Here is an 18855-nt window from a genome sequence, read left to right as displayed (position 1 = left end):
TGCGGTGACTACTGCATTGGGCTCAAGCGCCAAATATCATCGCTGTAATCTTGAATTGTTCTATCGCTAGAAAATTTTCCACTTGCTGCGGTATTGAGAATACTCATGCGCAGCCAATGTTCCTTGTCTTTGTATGCTTGAGCCGCATGCTCCTGGCTCTCAACATAGGAAGGAAAATCTTGTGCCACTAACCAAGGATCGGTACTACTCTTAATTGAGTTAATTACGTCATCAAAGATATTAGGCTCAAATAGGTTAAAGTGCCCACTTTCGAGCAAAGCCATAACACGTTTAAGGTCATTGTTGCTTTCTATTATCTTAAGGGGCTGATAATTTTGGCGCACTTGCTGTGCTTGTTCAGCAGTTACACCAAATAAGTAAAAGTTGTCTGCACCAACGCATTCTCGTATTTCAATATTGGCACCATCTAAGGTGCCTATGGTGATTGCACCATTCATCATAAACTTCATGTTGCCTGTGCCAGACGCTTCTTTTCCTGCGGTTGAAATTTGCTCTGATAAGTCTGTTGCAGGACAAATCACTTCCATTTTTGAGACATTGTAATTGGGCATGAAAGCCACTCGAAGATAGGGCCTCGCCGCGGGGTCATTGTTGATAACATTGGCAACATTGTTGATTAATTTAATGATCTTCTTCGCCATGTAATAACCGGGTGCAGCCTTACCTCCAAACAGTACGCAACGAGGAACGAGCTCTGCCACATCACCACGACAGATCCGATCGTAAAGATGGATAACGTGCAATACGTTAAGTAGCTGACGCTTGTATTCATGAATACGCTTGACTTGAACATCAAACATCATAGTTGGATCAAACTCTACCTGACATTCATGGGCAATTAGCTCAGCAAGACGTTGTTTGTTGTTTTGTTTGACTGTTAGCCACTGCTTTTGGAAGGCGTGGTTATCGTAAAAACGACGTAGTTCACTAATTTTAGAAAAATCAGCTTGCCAGCCGTCGCCTATTTTATCGCTAATCAATTGCGCCAGTTCTGGATTACAGTGCGATAACCAGCGTCTTGGCGTCACCCCATTCGTTTTATTATTAAACTTCTCTGGGCACAGTTGATAAAAATCGTTAAACAAGCCAGCTTTTAATAGCTCGGTATGAAGCGCAGCAACACCATTGACAGAATAACTGCCTACGATCGCAAGATACGCCATGCGAATTTGAGGATGGCTAGACTCCTCAATGAGTGACAGCGCGCGCTGCTTTTCGATATCACCGGGCCATTTCAGTGCAACTTCCGACAAAAAGCGGGCATTGATCTCATAGATAATTTCTAGCAACCTTGGTAACAAGCGCTCAAATAAACTCACAGACCAGCGCTCTAATGCTTCAGGCAATAAAGTATGATTGGTATATGCCATGGTTGATGTCGTTATCTTCCACGCGGCATCCCACTCCAGCTCGTAATCGTCTAATAAAATACGCATTAGTTCAGCTACGGCAATACTTGGATGGGTATCATTGAGTTGGAATACGTGATAGTCCGCAAAATCACTGAAATCATCGCCGTATTGCTCAACCCAAGTTGCAATCACGTCTTGCAAGCTCGCGCTGGATAAAAAGTACTGCTGCCTTAGTCTCAGCTCTTTACCATTTTCACTGGCATCATTGGGGTACAGCACCATCGTTATCTGCTCAGCGAGATTCTTTTTAGCCACCGCTTCTGAATAACTGCCGGCGTTAAATTCGTTGAGGTCAAACTCATCGGTTGCCTCTGATTTCCATAGTCTTAATGTGTTTACCACCTCATTACGATATCCAGGCACAGGAACGTCGTAAGGCACGGCGAGAATATCTTGCGTATCAAGCCACTCACGATGCTGCCTACCATTTTTGTCGGTATGTACTTCAACATGACCAAAAAACTTAACTCTCCGGGCTTGTTCTGGTGCGGCAAGCTCCCATGGATGACCTTCACGGAGCCAGTTATCTGGCTGTTCTACTTGATGACCCTGTTCACAGGTTTGGTTAAACATCCCAAATTCGTAACGCAAACCGTAACCAACAACAGGAAGGGCTAATGAAGCACAGCTATCCAAAAAACAAGCTGCAAGACGGCCTAAACCACCATTACCAAGACCTGCATCATGTTCAGCCTGCGCGACCTCTTCAAGCTCAGTACAGTATTCTTGTAATGCCGCTTGAACTTGTTCTTCTAAGTCTAGATTTAACACCGCATTAGACAGTGCTCTACCCATTAAAAATTCCAACGAGAGATAGGCTGCTTTACGTGTCTTTTTACTCTTAATGTGCTCTTTGGTTGCCCGGCAACGGGCGACTAATCGGTCACGAATAGTCAAGGCTAATGCATGGTACAAATACAGTCGCGACTCTCCTACTTTGTCTCGACCTAAGGTGTAGTAAAAGTGACGAGTCAAATCATCACTCAAGGTGTTTTCATCTATCTTTGGTGCATCTTGCCAATGTTTTACCACGCATACTGGCGCACTTTTATTAGCCATGCTTTTCATCCCCTTTGATTGATGTAAATATCCATGCTGACTTAGCTGGAACCTGTAAATAAGAATCTAACTCTGGTCGATGCGGCTCAACCGCAGTGGTGATTGCTTGCTGCCAATGAGATGAAAATGCACTAAATGGCAGCTTTATTTGCAATGCACTTTCACTGGCGTTCAATATTATCAATAAGCTTTGCCCTAACTGCTGATCGGTAATGGTGTAACTCAACCATTTGCGGCTCGGCTCTCGCCATTGTTCAGGCGATAACGGCTTTGCTTGTTCATTAAACCAATTCACCGCAAAACGACTGTCACTGTCATGGACATAAAATGAGTGAGAAAACGCGGCAAATTGCCTTCGAAGGGCAAGTAAATCTTGGATAAAAAAAGTTAACGTGTGGTGTTGCTGGTGGTTTTTCCATGCCAGCCAGCTAGTGCAGTTGTCTTGGCAGTAAGCATTATTGTTGCCACTTTGCGTATGTGCCATTTCGGTTCCCGCGCAAATCATCGGGATCCCTTTGGACAAAAACAAAGTGAGTAATGCATTTTTCTGCATACTGAGACGCAATTCATTGATTTGAGGATCCGCACTGAACCCTTCTACCCCACAATTAAATGAAAAGTTTTCACTGTGGCCGTCTCTATTTGCCTCACCGTTTGCTTCATTGTGTTTATGCTCGTAAGCCGTCCAATCAAACAATGAGAAGCCGTCATGACTGGTAAGAAAATTTATGGAGTTCAAAGGGCCCCGTAAGTTATGTTCAAATAGGTCACTGGAGCCATGAATACGCATCGCAAGCTCTGGCAATACTCCCTCATCACCACGCCAGAAGCGCCTAACTGTATCTCGATATTTATCATTCCACTCACGCCACGGAGAAGGAAATTGTCCAAGTTGATACCCACCAGGACCAATATCCCAAGGCTCGGCAATCAGTTTTACTTTGCTAAGCACTGGGTCTTGATGGATCGCTTGCAAAAATGCATGTTGATTTGAAAATCCCGAGGCTTGACGAGCAAGGATCGTCGCCAAATCAAAGCGAAAACCGTCCACCCCCATGTATTCCACCCAATAGCGCAAGCTGTCCAAGACAAGTCTTAATACCACAGGGTTCGAGATATTCATTGTGTTTCCACAACCCGTGTCATTAATGTAGACATTGGGCTTACTCGGCAAGGTGCTGTAATAAGTCAGGTTATCAAACCCTTTAAAGCTAATTGTCGGGCCATCCAAGCCACCTTCCGCAGTATGGTTAAACACCACATCCAAAATAACCTCAATACCGGCTTGATGGAGCCGCTCTACCATTATCTTAAATTCGTTGATGTCGTCGTTAACGAGATAACTTTTGTGTGGCGTAAAAAAGTTGAGGCTGTTATATCCCCAGTAATTTTTTAGTCCTTTGGTCGTAAGAAATTGCTCATTGATAAACGCATGCACAGGTAGCAGCTCAATCGCAGTAACACCAATATGCTTGAGGTGATCGATAAAAGTTTGTTCTGCAATCCCTAAGTATTTTCCTTGGTGTTTACTTGGAATATCTGGATGCCTAACAGTTGCCCCTTTAACATGACATTCATAGATCACCGTTTTACTCCACGGAGTCTTAGGTCGCTTCCCTTGATACTTCTCAATCGCCGTCACTTTACTCTTTGGCATATCACAGGCGTTATCAGATGGGTTTATATGGCCTACTGGCAAATGGCAAAAATGTCGTTCACTCCAAGTAAACTCACCAAAAAAGTCGCGGCAATATGGGTCTAAGAGTAACTTATTGGCATTGAAAAGCAGCCCTTTTTCCGCGCTATACTCTCCGTCTACACGATAGCCATATAAGTCTCCGACTTGTGCTCCCTCGATAAACAGTGACCAATTCCCGCCCTCATGCAGAAACATCCCTATCCGATTCACTTCGCTATGGCCGCTTTTGTCAAACAGGCACAGGGTTACGCGTTTTGCTTTCGGTGCATAAACACAAAAGTTAACGCCTTTATCACTGGCCGTTGTACCCAATAATTGATGATCGCCGCGATAACTGGTTAACATGTGCCACCAGAGATCAGCTGCAAATACACGGTTGCCAAAGGCGGAACGGTTATATCGATACTTTGCTCAAAGCCATGGCTTGCTATGCTTTTCGATTCAATGAGTTGTTGTTTATGTGCAACGACCCCAACGCCGCTCCCCCAAAATTCTTTGTCATCCGTGTTTAAGACAACTTGATACACACCCGCTGACGGCACGCCTAAGCGGAATTGAAAATGGGTTTGTGGCGTAAAGTTTGCGATCACCACCAGCGGTGTAACACCATCTCGTCCATAGCGTACAAAACTAAATATGCTTTGCTCCGCATTCCCACCATCAATCCAATTAAATCCTGTTGATTTGTTATCGCACTCGAATAATTGCGGCGTTGATTTATAGGTCGTATTGAGCGCTTTGACACACTCATACACGCCTTGGTGCGCTTCACTTTCAAGCAACTTCCAGTTGAGTTGTTGGTTATGATCCCACTCCTCTCGGGGGGCAAGTTCAGCGCCCATAAACAGCAACTTTTTACCTGGGTGGGCAAACATAAAGCCATAGTAGGCACGTAAATTAGCGAATTGCTGCCAATCGTCTCCTGGCATTTTGCTCAGTAGCGCACCTTTGCCATGTACCACTTCATCGTGACTTAATGGCAAGATGTAATTTTCAGAATAGGCATACACCATCGAAAAGGTCATTTCATGGTGATGGTACTTGCGATGAATTGGGTCTTTGGACATATAGTTTAGCGTGTCATTCATCCACCCCATATTCCACTTATAACCAAAACCCAAACCATCGTGTTCAACACTGCGGGTAACACCGGGCCAAGCTGTGGATTCTTCAGCGACCATCATTATACCTTCATCAACGCCATAACATTTGGTATTGACTGATTTGAGGCATTCTATTGCACCTAGGTTTTCACGGCCGCCATATTGATTTGGCACCCATTCCCCATGCTTACGGCTGTAATCCAAATAAAGCATCGATGCCACAGCATCCACCCTTAAGCCATCGATGGCGTATTCTTTTATCCAATACATCGCATTCGACAACAAAAAGCTTTTTACTTCAGCGCGGTCGTAGTTAAAAATATAGGTGTTCCAATCTGGATGAAACCCTTGCCGCTTATCAGCATGTTCGAATAGGTGTGTGCCATCAAATTTATGTAAACCATGGGGATCTGATGGGAAATGTCCCGGTACCCAGTCGATAAGTAATCCGAGCTCTTCACGATGACAGCACTCAACGAAGTAAGCAAAATCCTCAACGCCACCAAAGCGACTGGTTGGCGAGAATAACCCCACCGGTTGGTAACCCCAGGAGCCATCAAAAGGATATTCACTGATAGGCATCAGTTGCAAATGAGTAAACCCCAGTGCCTTTACATAGGGGATAAGGTCGTCCGCTAACTCTCGATACGTAAGATAGCGATTGCCTTCTTCCTCTCGGCGTTTCCAAGAGCCCAAATGCACCTCATAAATACTAATGGGTGCATTGATTTTATTACGCAGCGCCTTTTTATCATGATCTGCTTGGCTCAATGTGAAAGCGGCTGGTCGAGCCTGAGTTATACTCGCCGTGCCCGGAGCTTGTTCCATTTTAAATGCAAAGGGGTCGGCCTTTTCTATGCGCTCCCCCTCAAATGTGGTGATTGCAAATTTATAGCAGCAGTCAACCTCCAGAGCCGGAATAAAAAGCTCCCATACACCACTGGCTGGATGTAATCGCATTGGATGCTGCACGGCCTGCCAATGGTTAAACTCACCTATCACAGAAACAGACAACGCATTTGGCGCCCAAACACCAAATCGAAACCCAATTACTCCCTCTATCTCAACTTGATGTGCACCTAAATGCAAATAAGCTTGAGCTTGTGTTCCTTCATTAAATAAGTACAAGGCATCATCAGCCAAGCAACTATCAAAACTATATACATCCCTCGCAGTGACGGTTTGTTCTGGGTAGTGCACTTCAAGCAGGTAATCTTTGCTGATGTCATCCGCTTTAAAATCTAATGTGAATAGCGCACTTTTGCGAAACCGTTCAAGCCCATAGCTGCTATTGTTGGTAAGCACCTTAACTTCTGTCGCACCTGGAATAAAACAGCGCACGACTGAGCGCTTCGCATCTAGCTGGTGTAGCCCTAAGAAGGCAAATGGGTCGCGACACTTACCGGCTTCCAAAGCGGCTAATTGACTGATGTAGTCATCTACTTGGGCGTCTTCTATTTTTGCTCTTGTATTCATCTATTCTTTCCTGCTGGTTACCGCATCTCGGATCAGCGGCCGAGAACTTGCAATAATTTCCGCTGATGTCTGATTAAGTCGCCTTCTCCAGTTTGGATACTCTTGGTCAGTACCAGGAATATTCACTGGTAACTTCTGTTCGTCGAGGTCATCAAACTGAATTGTCAGCATTTTTGCAGGCGACTTGGCGAGCACATTGATAAGCAACTGATACACATCACGGGCTTCGCTCGCAAGGGTGACACTCACTTCACCATAGCGACTAAGCCAATGACAAAGCTTCTCTCGCTCGGATGTTCGCTCTTCATCCGCTTTTGTTAGCTGGGGTTCGCTCAATAGCTGATATTCACGTTTCAACCTAAGGTCATCATGGCTCCACCAGCCAAAAAATGGCGGGACGTCATGGTTAGCAACCATGAGTAACGCATTGTGCTTATAGTGCGTGGGTGCTAAAAACTGACCGTGATAATCCTTCTCGAAGTAAAAAAGAATATTGCTGTATATATGAGACTCAGACATTGCTTCTTTGATTTCGATTGGAACAACCCCTAAGTCTTCACCAATGATCATTACTTGATGTTTGACAGACTCAATTTTGAGGATCGCTAAAAGGTACTCAAATGGATAATATACATAGCAACCTGTTTGCTGCTGATCTTGATAAAAGCACCACCACAACCTTCTTAGGCCCATCACATGATCAATTCTTAATGCCCCAACACCGGTGATGTTCGCTTGGATCAGCTGTTTAAAAAATGCAAAGCGCTGCGCTTTTAACTTAACGGGGTTTAACGCTGGTAACCCCCAGTTTTGACCGAGCTCTGCCCAAGGGTCTGGAGGCGCGCCCACGCGAGCATGTTTGGCATACAAATTTTTATTGCTGTTGTATTCACTTGAGCCGTCAGCACAACCAACGGCTAAATCATTGATTAAACCTACAGCCATACCGGCATTCAGTGCCGAAGACTGGCATTGCGTTAATTGTTCAAACGCAAGCCATTGTAAAAATTTAGCGAAGTCATCGTCCTCAAATGCCTTAAGCTCTTGCTGCTTAGCCTGGCAAAATCGAGTAAAGTCTGCACGCCACGCTCCAGTTTGTTCACACAATAACTGCCACGCAAAACGTAACGCGTTAAGCTTACTTTCCATACAACGAGTCATATCAAGGTATGTCGCGTTCAAGTTACTCTTTGAGACGTCTAAATAGTCGGCGAACACACTCACATCTAAGCCAAATTGTTCACACAAAAGCTCTATAGAAATGTAAAAAGGGTGCAGTAGGCGGCGGTCATTTGGGCTGTACGGGCTCGCTTTTTCTGGTTCATCAACAAACAACAAATGCAGTGGGTTTAACAAAATGTAGTCAACCCCTTCAGCTGCGCTAGCCTCAACTAATTGCTTTAGCTCATAAAAATCCGCACTTAGCTTGCTGCCAGCAGGCTTTAACGAATATAGCTGAATAGACAACCCAAGGAGCTTTTTATGTTGTTCAATCGGGTCATAGCACTGTCTAGGCGTCACCCAAAGCTCTGTCTCAAACCGCGCACCATTTAACATTACCTCAGCACTATAATAACCCACTTCAATCGCGTTTATTGGCACTTCAAGTTGAACATAACGTGTATCTTGATAGCGGTAATCCCCAATCGCTACTTGCTTGTTTGGATCGCAAACACAGCAATAACCCAATGCGGGGATCGACACAGTTAATTCGTTAATTTGCAGGCCAGCATCCACTCTTATCGTAATAGTTGGCGTCTCCTTGCAAACCAAAGTAATGGCTTCAACTGGCGTTAACCACTTAGCAATATCCAGCTCAAAATTGAGTGTATTTATTTCATCTAGATTGCTGACATCAACACCGCACTCCTGCAATGCCTGTAGGCGAGTTTGGTGATCAAATACCACATGATCACCCGTGTATTTATGGTACTCATAACCAATACCATAGAGATAAAGAAGCTGGGCAATGTTGTCCATTTATAATGTTACGCTCTCGCTGTGGACACAACACTGTTGTCTTCTCCAAAGCCGTTGGGCACATAATCATCTGCTTGATGATCGTTGTCCCAGACTTCACCATCAATCAAATATCTGAAGTGGTAATCTTTGTCGGTTGGTAAACGGTGTTTGAGCTTAAACGCACTGTCTTTTTTGATGAATTTCATCGGCTCAGGTTGCCAATCATTAAAATCACCAGCAAGTTCCACCGTTTTCGCTTCTGGGTGTGAAAATGAAAATGTAATTTCTGCTTCGTCTTTTGTTTTGAAAAACCGTTTAGTGAGCATATAACCCCCGTTTACCTTTTGTGAGTCCTTATTTCACAGTGACGTACGCTAATACTGCAAACGACTGGTAACTGTGTACGATTTATGTCGAGCATATTGAGATTTAAGTGAAATTAAATTGCAAAATTAAATTTTAATTAGCTGGCAACTCACCGTTCGCTTTAAAAATCAACAGCCCTAAGTACAGCAAACAAATATTGAGTTTGTATGACAGTACAAATTTGGTGCAATTTCGCACCGCTTTGGCGCAATCTAAATCAGATAAGCAGTGATTTCAGTTTGCTATGAGTTCCTTGCAATCACTGAGCCAATCACATTAAGAGTCAACAAGAAAGCTAGTTAAGAATGGTTATCATGTAAAGTGAATTTAACTAATAATTGATCCCGCTCATATAAAGCAGTCTGCAAAGTGAAATTTTTAGTACTTTTGCACGATGAAGTTTGCAACTGAATGCTAAAGTGTGTAAAAAACTAGGTTAGCAACTATAATTTCAGATTACATTTTTTGCGATGAAGATCGCATCTGCATACAATTACTCCGTAATATGCAAGAGTCTGAATTACTAAGGAAAGCCTATTCATGCCAAACGCGATAAGACTAACAAGTACCCTACTTCTGGGCACATTATTTGTTGTCATATTGCTGCACCTGTCTTTTAAGGCCCATGTGCTTGAGCTGATCGCTACAACCCCGTCAAATGAACACCTTACTGTATCAATGATATCACCTTGGTATTCCCCACTACTGCACGGTTTGAACTTTGCAGCAAGCGGAAACCACACTTATGTTGCGGTAGAGTCAACACTCGGAATCCCCAGATATCTGGATGTAAGTACAGTTTGGTATGCCGTATTTACTTCTCCAATCACTCTCATTTCAATTGCAACTTTACTCGCGATTGTTGCGTATCTTTTTAAATCAGAGCGCCGCTACCGTAATCAAGATGAAGATATCAGCGAGGTGAATAAGGACGTTGGAGGAATATTGACGCGTTTAGAGGTCGACAGTGCGCCACTACATCATAAGTCTTCTCTAGCCAAGCTCAGCCATGCGATCCACGACTTGTCTAGCCATCTTACACGGGTAAAGCGCCATTCAGAGTCTCAAATTTTTCAAGACAAGCTCACAAAGCTTATAGATAGACATGCATATATTGACCATATTGAGGCAAAGTTAAAGCAAGCTGAGTTGGCGCAACAAAAATGTGGCCTGCTATTTATTGATTTGGACGGCTTTAAACAAGTTAATGATTCATTTGGCCACAGTTTTGGCGACGAAATTCTGATCCAAGTTGCCGCTCGGCTCTCAAAAGTAGTTCGCCAATATGGTTTAGAAGATTGCCACCCTATTCATGGCCTTGAACAAAACCTTTCAAGACTCGGCGGCGATGAATTTTCGCTATTTATCCCCGAATTAAACAATCCAAGTTTGTGTACAGAAATTGCTCAGTCCATTCTTAGTGATATAGAGCGTGATTTCTTGCTTGGCAATAAGCTTGTCAAAATTGGGGCAAGTATCGGTATCGCGGTATATCCAGATAGTGCAGCAACACCAAACTCATTACTGCAGATGGCTGATGTTGCCATGTATAGAGCAAAAACGGATGGTCGTGGGATTTTTAAAGTTTATTCCCCCGAAATGGGGTCGAAAATGCGACGTTATCACTACCTCTTAGAAGAGTTACGACTCGCTATCTCTGCGCAAAGCTTTTATCTGTCATTCCAACCAATAGTGCATGTTGAAGATTGTGCTATCGACTATTTTGAGGCGCTTATTCGTTGGAACCACCCGATAGAAGGGCAAATTCCACCAGCCGAATTTATTCCAATTGCAGAGGAGTCTAATTTGATTCTAGAGCTTGGTGATTGGATCCTACTTGAGTCGTGTAGGCAAATGTGTGCATGGCATAATGCAGGGATGAAAAAGGTAAAAATCTCGGTTAATGTTTCTGGAATACAATTAAAGCACAGAAAAGTCTTTGAATGGGTAAATGCTGCCCTAGAAAAAACCGGCTTACCAGCCACCGCTTTGATGTTGGAGATCACGGAGTCCACTCTTATCAAGGCCAGCAATGAAACGATTTCACAATTGCAACAATGCCGAGATGCAGGAATAAGTGTCGCAATAGACGACTTTGGCACAGGTTTTAGCTCACTAAGCACCCTCGCCGATTTACCGATAGATGTGATAAAAATCGATAAACTGTTTATCACTCAAGCCAATAGCAACCCTAAGTATCGTAAGATCCTCAATTCCATCAGCGAACTTGGACAACAGTTAGAATTAAAGATTGTTGCCGAGGGCGTTGAACAAACCGAACAATTTGAACTAGTTAAAAACTTAGGAATTAGCTGTGTACAGGGGTATTTAGTTAGCCGGCCTGAAAGCTCAAATAATGTGGGTAGCAAAGTGTTAAATGGCAATGTGAATCACATCGCAGCCACCGGCACCAGCATTTGGTTACCAGAGCAAGTTGGGTAGCTGCTGTTAATAGTTAAGCGAAAAAGCGAGCTATATACTGCACTTTCCACGCTAGGCAACCTATTATGCTAAAAGTGGGTGCTTGGCGGATCGTGATGAACGCCCACAGTATTTATCCAGACAAGGTAAGGTTATTTATCGCTTAAATTTGGTTTCTAGGATAACCGACGAATTGGTACGCTCAATCCCTTCTAAATTACCGATTTCATCTAGCAGATGACTCAACTGCTCCAAACTCTGTGCTTCAACAATAGCAATCAAATCATATTCCCCACTAATGGCATAAAGCGCAGAAACATTTGGCAACTGCTGTAATGCTAAATTCGCCTTTGTAGTAAGTTTTTGTTTTACCTTGATAGAAACGTGTGCAGATACTAAATCATCCATATACTGCTCAGCAAACTCTACGCGATAGCCTTTAATTACACCATTTTGCTCTAATTTTGCGATACGATTTTGTACTGTGGTTCTGGAAAGGTCTAACTTACGTGCCAACTCAGAGATGCTCTCTCGTGCATTGTTACGCAACAGTGCAATAAGCTTTTCATCTTGTAAACTAATCATTTTGCAATTTAACCATGTTAATTTGACATAAATGATAGCAAATATGTGAATTATTGCACTGCAAATTATTACAAAAGCGCGTAATAATGAAGAAATAGCAAGTTGGCTGTGAGCAGAACAACAAGTAATCAGCTTCTGCCCGACAGTAATACCGCACAATGATAACAATATAGGAGAAAGCGTCATGCAAGCAAATCGCGAATTATTCGATGAAGTCATGGTTCCAAACTACAACCCGTCAGCCGTTATTCCTGTTAAAGGCCAAGGCTCTCGCGTATGGGATCAGACAGGTAAAGAGTTCATCGATTTTGCAGGCGGTATCGCCGTAAACTGTCTAGGCCATTGTCACCCTGCGCTCGTCTCTGCACTTAAAGAGCAAGGCGAAAAAATTTGGCACTTATCAAATGTGATGACCAACGAGCCGGCGCTTCGCCTTGCCAAAAAGTTAACTGATGCAACGTTCGCAGAAAAAGTCTATTTCGCAAACTCAGGCGCTGAAGCAAACGAAGCGGCACTTAAACTTGCGCGTCGTTGGGCACTGGATAAATTTGGTGCAGAAAAAACGCAAATTATCGCATTCAACAAAGGCTTCCATGGTCGTACTTTCTTCACGGTAACGGTAGGTGGTCAAGCAGCCTATTCAGATGGCTTTGGTCCAAAACCTGCTGATATCACTCATATCGACTATAACGATTTAGCTGCATTTGAAAAAACAATCTCAGACAACACTTGCGCAGTCATGATGGAACCGCTTCAAGGTGAAGGCGGGATCATTTCTCCAAATGCTGAGTTTGTCCAAGCTGTGCGCGAACTATGTGATAAACACAACGCGCTACTTATTTTTGATGAAGTACAAACGGGTGTTGGCCGAACTGGTGATCTATATGCTTATCAAGGACTGGGTGTAACACCTGATATCCTTACTAGCGCAAAAGCACTAGGTGGCGGTTTCCCGATTGGCGCGATGCTTACCACCACTGAAATTGCAGCTCACCTTAAAGTCGGCACCCATGGCTCAACTTATGGTGGTAATCCACTAGCCTGCGCGGTAGCGGAAGCTGCATTTGACACAGTAAATACAGAATCGGTGTTAGCTGGCGTAAAAGCCAAAGAACAACTATTCAGAGATGGCCTAAATGCTATCAACGACAAATACAATGTATTTTCTGAAGTGCGCGGTAAAGGTCTTCTTCTTGGCGCAGTACTCAATGATAAATTTGAAGGCCGTGCACGCGACTTCCTGGTAGCAAGTGCAGAGCACGGTTTAATGTCGTTAGTTGCTGGCACTAACGTAGTTCGTTTTACGCCTTCTCTTGTGATCACTGATGAAGAGATCCAAGAAGGTCTAGCACGCTTTGAACAAGCGGTTGCTGCAGTAGTAAACGGCTAAGGAGCTGGGGACCTCGGTCTCCTCTTTCTCATGTTAGTATTAAGACCAATACAAAAAACTGACTTCGACGCGCTAAAAACCATTGCGGTTGAATCTGGCCATGGGTTTACCTCACTGCCAGTAGATGACGAATTGTTGTCTAATAAAATTAACCGCTCAGTTGAAAGCTTTGCAAAGTCAGTGTCAAAACCATACGACGAAGGCTATTTGTTCGTCCTTGAAGACACACAAACGGGCGAAATTATAGGCACCACTGCGATTGAAGCTGCGGTAGGTATGTCTGTGCCTTTATATCACTATCATCTTGGCAAAACAGTACATCACTCAAGAACTTTGGGTGTCTATAATACCGTTGATATTCTGTCGATGTGTAACGACTACACCGGAAGCTCTGAGATCTGCACGCTATTTTTACGTGAAGGTCATCGCCAAGGGTTAGCTGGTCGCTTTCTTTCAAGAAGCCGTTTCTTATTTATGGCAGAACATGCCGAGCGCTTTAGCGATACCGTTATTGCAGAAATGCGTGGTGTAAGTGACGAACATGGCCATTCGCCATTTTGGCAGTGGCTGCAAGAACACTTTTTTAGCATTGAATTTCCGCAAGCAGATCACTTGGTCGGTCTCGGGGACAAAGTTTTTATTTGTGAACTTATGCCCAAGTATCCCATCTATGCAAACCTACTAAGTCCAGAAGCACAAACTGTGATAGGTAAAGTGCACGAGAAAACCAAGCCTGCTTTGCGTTTATTACAAAAAGAAGGGTTTGAACACCGTGGCTATGTTGACTTGTTCGACGCAGGTCCAACGGTAGAAGCCAAACTCGACAACATTAGAACGGTTAGAGAGTCGTTTAAAGGTGAGGTTGAAATAGTCGCTTCACTACCTGACAAGCTCCCTAGTCTTGCTATTTCAAATGGTCGATTAGACGCGTTTAAAGCCACGTTTACCGATCAGGCTTATCTGTGCGAAGCAGAAGAAAAAATTCAGCTGACCGCAGAGGTAGCCAATGCGCTTGATGTCACTCAAGGTGAACTGATAAACGCATTTAAACTATAGATTTCAATGTCGTGCTGATACCAATTGGTATAAAGTTTAACAAGCTGTCACCAAGACAAAAAATTAGGAAACCATTATGCACAACAACGTAGATACACTATTTGAACACCTGTGGGACAACTACCTAGAAGTAACACCTTCAGCAGTTAAAGTTCATGAACTTCTCGGCTCAACGCAAAAAGACGACGTGATCAATGACCACATCGCATTGCGTACCTTTAATATTGAAAAAGTAGGTCTAGAAAAGCTCGCTGCACATTTTAAAGCAGTAGGTTACACAGAATGTGGCGAATACCACTTTGAAGCGAAAAAGCTATATGCCAAGCACTATGAACACCAAGATCCAACGAAACCAAAGGTGTTTATCTCTGAGCTGCTCGTTGAAAAATGTTCAGAAGAACTACAAGCTATCGTTAAAGACATGGTTGAGCAAATCGACGAGGCAGCAGTAACAGCTGAAAACTTCCTGTACTCTGGCACCCACTGGCGCGTTTCTCACGAGACATACAAAAAGCTACTCGCTGAGAGCGAGTATGCCGCATGGATGTCTGCATGGGGCTACCGTGCAAACCATTTCACGGTAAGCATCAACTACCTGAAGAACTTCACCACAATTGAAGCTGTAAACCAAGCGCTCAAAGACAACGGTTTTGAACTAAACACATCAGGTGGCGAGATCAAAGGCTCTCCAGAAGTGTTACTAGAACAATCTTCAACGCTTGCTGATCACCAAAACGTACAATTTAATGACGGTGAATTTAGCATTCCAAGCTGCTTCTATGAGTTTGCTCTGCGTTATGCCAAGCCTGACGGCGAGATCTATACCGGTTTTGTTGCAGCTTCTGCTGACAAAATCTTTGAAAGTACTAACGCAAGATAATCGCGTTTAAAATCAGTGCTTGCCTAAGCACTCTGCCCAAATTGTAAAGCAGCCTTTATGGCTGCTTTTTTAGTTAATATTAGCCACAACTCCAATCAAACTCGCGGTTTACCAAATCAAGCATACCTATCCCTCCGCCAAAGTTATGCCCACCTAAGATCTCTTCGAATTCGATGTAGTAAGGTGTAAGAAAATCTGGGATCCCTTGACCGTTTAAACTCGTCCCGCCTAAATGGTTTGGCGAAACACTCTCTAACCACTCAGGGTCGCCTTCATACGGGTCAATATAACCTGTATCTTCATATTCGCTGGGCGTCTTACCCGCATTAGGATCACTAGGGTTGGCAACAAGCGCAATTGCACGGTTAAAACTCACTGCTTCTGGGGGAATTCCACCAAGCTCGCGATATATTTGGTACTCTTCAGCTGGCAAACTGAGGTACTGGGAATAGTTCATTTTCCAAAAGCAACTCGCCCCACCCTCGACTAGCCATTCAGGGACGCAAACATCATCTTCAAAATGTCGTTCAATAATAGTTGGCGGTGAACAGAGCTCGCCGTAAAACTCAGCTTCACTAAGCAGGAGCGTTGCGTAATAACAATCTAGCGTATCCGCTGCAAACTTACAGCTAGGATGAACCGTTTGCATCGCCTGCCAAAAGGGTTTGAATAGCGGTTCATCTGGCGACTGCTCAGCAAATAACGCCTCTTCTAACCCTTCAATATATTCGGGCCCGCCATCATTGTGATCAACCGCGATTGCAAAAAAGCTAACCGCAAATGCATTCTCATCAGTGCGATAGCCCTCTGGCAATCTTAGTGTAAAGCTGTGTTTTAGCGGGTAGCCGGTATGTGGGTCAAGCGGCCATTGATTGGCTTTAATTCCGGGGGGCAAACCAAATACCCAACCATCAAAGCGCGCTTTATCATCAATGGATTGTTTCAATATCTCGATATTATAAGCATTCATTACTATCTCCTTATTAAATAACGTTGCTTTCTCGTAAGTTAGGGCCTGTTTATCTTTCAAGTTTGTTTTTGCAGCAGCAAAGAACAACAGACCCTAGTATAAAAGTATTAACCCCACAATTGAAATAGGTACTTAGACTTTTACAGTGTTTGAGACACTTAAAAATATTGCTTATATTCATTACCTGTAGGTGAAAAATCAGTAGGATTAGACAAGGATAATAGTTATGAATTATTTTGGAACGTTTGGTTCAACAGAAGAAGAGGCACTTCGCCTTCTTATGCCTGTTGTCGACAGCGCTTTGAAAGCGCATGAGAGAGGAAACTATCAAGCATATTTATCTTTAATAACCACCGACTTAGCCAAAAAGGTTTCTGAGGAGGGATTTTTGCGGGCATACCGCGAAATCGCGCCGCAGCTTGGCCGCTTAAAATCTAAAACCTTGTTAGCGTCTCTTCGAAGAGGTCAGGATCCAATGCTGATATTTGCAGCGAAATACGAGAACACGCAAGACGATATTATAATCAAGATCACATTTAAAAACGCGACTACCCCGCCTTTAATTGCATGGATGTGGATTGAATAGTCCTTTGGTTCAAAGGCTTAGATTAAAACTTATAGGAGGACCGTTTTCGGTTTGCTTCACACTTGTGTAATAACATGTATAACCCTTAACAGCCGGTTATTAGGACGAGTAAGTGAAAACAGTGACAGGAAATGGTAATCCCTCAACAAAACTAGACTGTATCAGTCACCTAAAGCAATAATTTTGGTAGTAGACACCGCGGATATTTTCACTCCAAAACTGGAGATACTTGGCAGTGTGGCATTATGATGTATTCTTATTTGTTCACCTGACATGTGCTTTTTGCAATGTGTGGTATGGGCATCCGCCACTAATGTAACTGCATAACCCAAACCCGCGGCTCGCCGACTCGTTGTATCAACACAAAATTCTGTAGCATAACCACAAACATAAATATGTTGAGCTCCATGTTCTTCAAGTATGTTAGACAGATTTGTGTTTAAAAATGAGTCTGGGGTAGTTTTACGCACGAACTGATCATTGGCGTCAACTTGAAGTACTGATTGTAATTGCCAACCTTCACTACCATACTCAATCGCAGTACCGTTTTGCTCATGTTGAATATAGATCACTGGCATGCCTTGCTTTCGAGCCCAATCTGTCACTAAGTTAATTTGGCTTAACACCTCTTCACTTGCATACGGTTTGGGCTCTGGGTCGAATAAAAGACTCTGTACATCAATTACCAATACTGCAGATTTCATAGCATACTCTTTTTGGGCATAATCTTGCTTATAAATTCAAAAGCCGCCAACATCTTGAACAGCATTCATTCTTTCAAAGGTTTTAGTGCCCAAGCAATATAAATCACAAGCGTTATATTGTCATTTTAATATTTATACATTGGTCTTACTGCCACATTAGCTATGTCTCAATACAGCTAAACAAGTTATGATAAATATGTATGCAAAGACCTTGTGGATAGCACACTTATGGACAAGATTGATCATCAGATATTAACCCCTTTAGCGACATTACTATGCTTGGTCATAAGCGGGTGTGACGACCTTGGCCAACAAATAGACGCGCTTACTGGCGAGCAAGACAAACAAGTGCAAGCACTGATTGAGCGCACTAAAGCCCAAATGGTGTTTGTTGAAGGCGGCAGCTTTATGATGGGCGATGGCGGTGGTCCAAATAACTTGCCTTGGACCATAGCCCGTGACAATAAACCCGCTCATAAGGTGACCCTTACCAGCTATTCGATGGGCGCTTATGAGGTAAGCTATGCCGATTTTGATTTATATACCGCAGTAAATGACCTACCAAAAACCATGTGGACAAAATGGGATAAAAATGAAATTTGGCGTGCATCTGAATTCCCTGCGGGAGTGAGTTGGTATGGCGCTAAGAACTATTGCTTATGGCTGGCAAAACTCACACAGCTCTCAATTGATTTACCAACCGAAGCACAATGGGAATTTGCAGCACGAAACCGTGGCGAAAATATTTTGTTTGCCACAGATAACGGGTGGATAGAAGAAGGTCGTAATTATGAACTAAACACTGATTATGCGGAACCTTCTGGCACATATCCCCCTAATCCCTTGGGGTTTTATGATTTAAGTGGCAATATGATTGAATGGGTTAATGACTGGTGGGCTGAGGATTACTATCAACACTCACCAGAACTGGATCCTAAAGGGCCAAAAGAAGGCACAAAAAAGGTTATGCGAGGAGGAAGATTTTTAGAGTCTCCTCGCGGTAGCAATGTATATACACGGCAAGAGTCAGATGAGCTTGATGAAGCGTATCGTGCTAAAGGTTTTCGTTGTGCTCTAAATCAAGCGAAGCCAATTCCTGTTCAATCAATTAACTAGCTCATTGCCATCGCATTTATCACCGTAAAAGTCAGCGTTTATTCAAACT

General features: G+C 43.4%; 14 protein-coding genes. 6 read left to right on the top strand and 8 right to left on the bottom strand.

All coding sequences use genetic code 11. The annotated features are described in order from the left end of the window. Positions 1-8: 8 nt before the first annotated feature. The 5 genes from EXT47_RS20015 to EXT47_RS19995 are packed head-to-tail and all read right to left on the bottom strand — an operon-like array spanning position 9 to position 9058. Positions 9-2492 (bottom strand): glycogen/starch/alpha-glucan phosphorylase, encoded by a 2484-nt coding sequence (locus EXT47_RS20015; RefSeq protein WP_039495153.1) that lies wholly within the window; start codon positions 2490-2492, stop codon positions 9-11. Further along, a complete protein-coding gene (glgX, locus tag EXT47_RS20010; RefSeq protein ID WP_130127407.1) occupies positions 2485-4536 on the bottom strand; it encodes a glycogen debranching protein GlgX in 2052 nt (683 codons plus the stop codon). Before glgX ends, EXT47_RS20015 begins: the two co-directional genes overlap by 8 nt. Continuing rightward, positions 4530-6770 (bottom strand): 1,4-alpha-glucan branching protein GlgB, encoded by a 2241-nt coding sequence (glgB, locus tag EXT47_RS20005; RefSeq protein WP_130127406.1) that lies wholly within the window; start codon positions 6768-6770, stop codon positions 4530-4532. Before glgB ends, glgX begins: the two co-directional genes overlap by 7 nt. After that, positions 6771-8750 (bottom strand): 4-alpha-glucanotransferase, encoded by a 1980-nt coding sequence (gene malQ / locus EXT47_RS20000; RefSeq protein ID WP_130127405.1) that lies wholly within the window; start codon positions 8748-8750, stop codon positions 6771-6773. 8 nt (positions 8751-8758) lie between these two features. Beyond that, positions 8759-9058, bottom strand: a complete 300-nt coding sequence (locus EXT47_RS19995) for an isoamylase early set domain-containing protein (RefSeq protein WP_010372991.1) — start codon at positions 9056-9058, stop codon at positions 8759-8761. A 580-nt stretch (positions 9059-9638) separates the two neighbouring features. Here EXT47_RS19995 and EXT47_RS19990 point away from each other — a divergent pair. Beyond that, on the top strand, positions 9639-11540 hold the full coding sequence (locus EXT47_RS19990) for a bifunctional diguanylate cyclase/phosphodiesterase (protein WP_130127404.1): 1902 nt from the start codon (positions 9639-9641) through the stop codon (positions 11538-11540). A gap of 135 nt (positions 11541-11675) precedes the next feature. Here EXT47_RS19990 and EXT47_RS19985 read toward each other — a convergent pair whose 3' ends face one another. After that, the gene (locus EXT47_RS19985; protein WP_099641158.1) at positions 11676-12104 is read right to left on the bottom strand and encodes an Lrp/AsnC family transcriptional regulator; all 429 of its coding nucleotides are present in this window, start codon (positions 12102-12104) and stop codon (positions 11676-11678) included. Positions 12105-12288: 184 nt separating this feature from the next. On the opposite strand from EXT47_RS19985, the gene EXT47_RS19980 reads away from it, so the two are divergent. The 3 genes from EXT47_RS19980 to EXT47_RS19970 all read left to right on the top strand — a co-directional run bounded on the left by EXT47_RS19980 (position 12289) and on the right by EXT47_RS19970 (position 15430). Further along, a complete protein-coding gene (locus EXT47_RS19980; RefSeq protein WP_039495146.1) occupies positions 12289-13494 on the top strand; it encodes an aspartate aminotransferase family protein in 1206 nt (401 codons plus the stop codon). Positions 13495-13524: 30 nt separating this feature from the next. Continuing rightward, entirely contained in the window at positions 13525-14550 is a 1026-nt protein-coding gene (gene astA, locus EXT47_RS19975; protein WP_039495145.1) for an arginine N-succinyltransferase, read from the top strand. A 76-nt stretch (positions 14551-14626) separates the two neighbouring features. Beyond that, entirely contained in the window at positions 14627-15430 is an 804-nt protein-coding gene (locus EXT47_RS19970; RefSeq protein WP_130127403.1) for a DUF1338 domain-containing protein, read from the top strand. A 79-nt stretch (positions 15431-15509) separates the two neighbouring features. On the opposite strand, the gene EXT47_RS19965 is transcribed toward EXT47_RS19970, so the two are convergent. Further along, positions 15510-16400, bottom strand: a complete 891-nt coding sequence (locus EXT47_RS19965) for a hypothetical protein (protein ID WP_130127402.1) — start codon at positions 16398-16400, stop codon at positions 15510-15512. A gap of 226 nt (positions 16401-16626) precedes the next feature. Here EXT47_RS19965 and EXT47_RS19960 point away from each other — a divergent pair, with 226 nt between their 5' ends. Further along, on the top strand, positions 16627-16986 hold the full coding sequence (locus tag EXT47_RS19960; RefSeq protein ID WP_045989307.1) for a hypothetical protein: 360 nt from the start codon (positions 16627-16629) through the stop codon (positions 16984-16986). A 161-nt stretch (positions 16987-17147) separates the two neighbouring features. On the opposite strand, the gene EXT47_RS19955 is transcribed toward EXT47_RS19960, so the two are convergent. Further along, positions 17148-17690, bottom strand: coding sequence for a cysteine hydrolase family protein (locus tag EXT47_RS19955; protein ID WP_130127401.1), 543 nt, complete (start codon positions 17688-17690; stop codon positions 17148-17150). A 228-nt stretch (positions 17691-17918) separates the two neighbouring features. On the opposite strand from EXT47_RS19955, the gene EXT47_RS19950 reads away from it, so the two are divergent. Further along, positions 17919-18806: an SUMF1/EgtB/PvdO family nonheme iron enzyme gene (locus EXT47_RS19950; RefSeq protein ID WP_130127400.1), complete on the top strand. Its 888-nt coding sequence runs from the start codon at positions 17919-17921 to the stop codon at positions 18804-18806. The last annotated feature ends 49 nt before the right edge of the window (positions 18807-18855 follow it).

The organism is Pseudoalteromonas sp. CO342X, from assembly GCF_004208915.1.
GTDB lineage: Bacteria > Pseudomonadota > Gammaproteobacteria > Enterobacterales > Alteromonadaceae > Pseudoalteromonas > Pseudoalteromonas maricaloris.
Note: the sequence above shows the minus strand (reverse complement) of the source record. Positions and strands in the feature narration are given on the sequence as shown.